2 protein-coding genes are annotated in these 2,584 nt (G+C 51.2%); both read left to right on the forward strand.

Annotated features, from left to right (window positions below; all coding sequences use genetic code 11):
• The first annotated feature begins 196 nt into the window (after positions 1-196).
• A complete protein-coding gene (gene istA, locus LSG37_RS20955) occupies positions 197-1,738 on the forward strand; it encodes an IS21 family transposase (RefSeq protein WP_233081953.1) in 1,542 nt (513 codons plus the stop codon).
• Positions 1,739-1,749: 11 nt separating this feature from the next.
• On the forward strand, positions 1,750-2,505 hold the full coding sequence (istB, locus tag LSG37_RS20960; RefSeq protein WP_233081954.1) for an IS21-like element helper ATPase IstB: 756 nt from the start codon (positions 1,750-1,752) through the stop codon (positions 2,503-2,505).
• Positions 2,506-2,584: the final 79 nt, after the last annotated feature.

The following is a 2,584-nucleotide window of genomic DNA, read 5'->3' on the forward strand; positions in this document are numbered from 1 at the left end:
TGCGTATTCTGCCCCAAAGTGAACACCGATTCTGATTTAAAATGAACACCTGTTCTGGTTTTATGTGAACACCCATTCTGGCGCAAAGTGAACACTTTGGGTCTATTTCCAGAATCAGTGTTCATTTACTCCAGAATGCTTTTCCCGCGTTGATTGTTGTCACTGATAACCTGTCCATTTTCAGATGGATATGGTTATGCCAAGACAGAGAACTTCAATGCGTAAACTTCGTGAAATCCTAAGACTTCGCCTCTATGCAGGCCTGTCCATCCGACAAATCCGCGATAGCCTGCGCGTCAGCATCGGCGCTATCCAAAAAGTGGCTACTGCGGCTGAGCAAAACGGCATCACCTGGCCCTTGATATGCACACTGGACGACAGCGAACTGGCCCGGCGGTTTTATCCTCAAGCCGATACTCAAGTCTCCACCCGCCTGGAACTACCCGATTGGTGCGCCGTGCACAAAGAGCTGCGTAAAGCGGGTGTCACTAAACATCTGCTGTGGGAGGAATATACCCAGCAGTATCCCAATCGCAGTTACAGCTATCCGCAGTACTGCCATTTGTACCAGCAGTGGCAGAAAAAACAGCGCCGTTCGATGCGTCAGCATCATGTGGCTGGAGAAACCCTGTTTGTCGATTACGCGGGACAGACCGTGCCTGTCGTCTGTGGCAGTACAGGTGAAATTCGGTTTGCCCAGGTGTTTGTAGCTGTCCTTGGCGCCTCCAATTACACCTATGCGGAAGCCACGTTAAGCCAAACTTTACCTGATTGGCTGGGCAGCCACGCCAGAGCCTTCAGCTTCTTCGGTGGTGTTCCCCGATTAATTGTGCCGGATAACCTCAAAAGTGGCGTCAGCAAAGCATGCCGCTATGACCCGGACCTCAATCCGGCCTACCAGCAACTGGCTCATCATTACGGCTGCGCCATTATGCCCGCCCGGCCCTATAAACCTCAGGATAAAGCCAAAGCGGAAGTGGGCGTGCAGGTGATTGAACGCTGGATTTTAGCCCGGTTGCGCCATCACACCTTCTTCTCGCTGGCAGAACTGAATCACTGCATCAACGCACTGCTGCAGGAGGTGAATGAACGGCCCTTTAAACAATTTAGCGGTAACCGCCGGGAATGGTTTGAACAGCTGGATAAACCGGCACTTGGCCACTTACCGCGTGAAGCCTATCAGTACACTGAGATTAAACAGGTCAAGCTGAATATCGATTACCACGTGCAGTATGGTGAACATCTTTACTCCGCCCCCCATCATCTGGTGGGCGAAAAGTTAGAACTGCACGCCACTGACCGCCTTATCACGCTGTACTTCCAGAATAAACGGGTTGCCAGTCATCCGCGGGTAAACCGGCGTGGCATGAGTACCCAGGCAGAGCATATGCCCACCCGACATGAAAAACACCACCAGTGGTCCCGTGGCCGGTTGATGAACTGGGCTAAAGATATCGGTCAGGATACCCTCGACTGGGTGGTTCGGGTGCTGGACAGTAAAGCACATGAACAACAAGGCTACCGGGTTTGTCTTGGATTACTCAATCTGACTCGTCAATATCCACCAGAGCGGTTAAATCAGGCCTGTGCGATTGCTAACACCCATCAACTCAATCGCCTGAAAAATATCAAAGCCATCCTGTGCAGCAATCTGGATACCGTCGTCACCGAAGACGAGAAATTGCCTGCATTACCCCAGCACCACGAAAACATCCGTGGCCCTCAAAGCTTCCATTAAGAGAGACCGTTATGAACCAGCAAAACATCACCTTATTACGACAACTGAAACTGACAGGCATGGCGCAGGCCTTACTGCAGCAACTGGAACAGCCCGGCACCTATCAGGGGCTGTCGTTCGAAGAGCGGCTGCAACTGCTGATAGACCACGAGCACCAAAGCCGGGATAACCGCAAACAACAACGGTTACTGACCAGCGCTACACTCAAAGTGCAGGCCAATGCCCGTGACATCAACTACGAGCACCCACGAGGGCTCAGCCAATCGGTGATGAGCGGTTTGCTCAGCAGTGGCTGGGTGAACAAACAACAAAACATCCTGATCACAGGCCCCTGTGGCAGCGGTAAAACCTATTTGGCGTGCGCTTTAGCTCACAGTGCCATCCTAAAAGGCCACAGTGCAAAGTACTACAGACTGTCACGTTTACTGCTGGAACTAAATCAACAGAAAGCAGACGGCAGCTACAGCAAAGCACTGAAACACATTGCTAAATATGACGTTCTAATCCTGGACGACTGGGGCCTGGAGCCACTTAAAGCCGCACAGCGTAACGATCTGATGGAAATCATGGACGACCGGCACCAACACGCATCGACCATCATGGTCAGTCAGTTGCCAACAGAAGAATGGTATCAGGCGATTGGAGATAACACGCTGGCCGATGCCATCCTGGACCGACTGATGCACAACGCCCACCGATTGAAATTAAAGGGAGAATCGATGCGAAAAGACAAAAGTGAATTGACTGAAAATGAACACCTGAGCTAAAAAGGAGCTGAGCCCAACGCGGGAAAAAATTGGTGTTCACAATCACCAGAATAGGTGTTCAGATAAATCAGAATACGCC

Origin of the sequence: Rheinheimera soli (assembly GCF_021290985.1) — a bacterium.
Classification (GTDB): domain Bacteria; phylum Pseudomonadota; class Gammaproteobacteria; order Enterobacterales; family Alteromonadaceae; genus Pararheinheimera; species Pararheinheimera soli.

Coding starts and splice junctions, on each gene's coding strand:
- istA (WP_233081953.1), top strand. CDS start 197: ATGCCAAGACAGAGAACTTCAATGCGTAAACTTCGTGAAATCCTAAGA.
- istB (WP_233081954.1), top strand. CDS start 1,750: ATGAACCAGCAAAACATCACCTTATTACGACAACTGAAACTGACAGGC.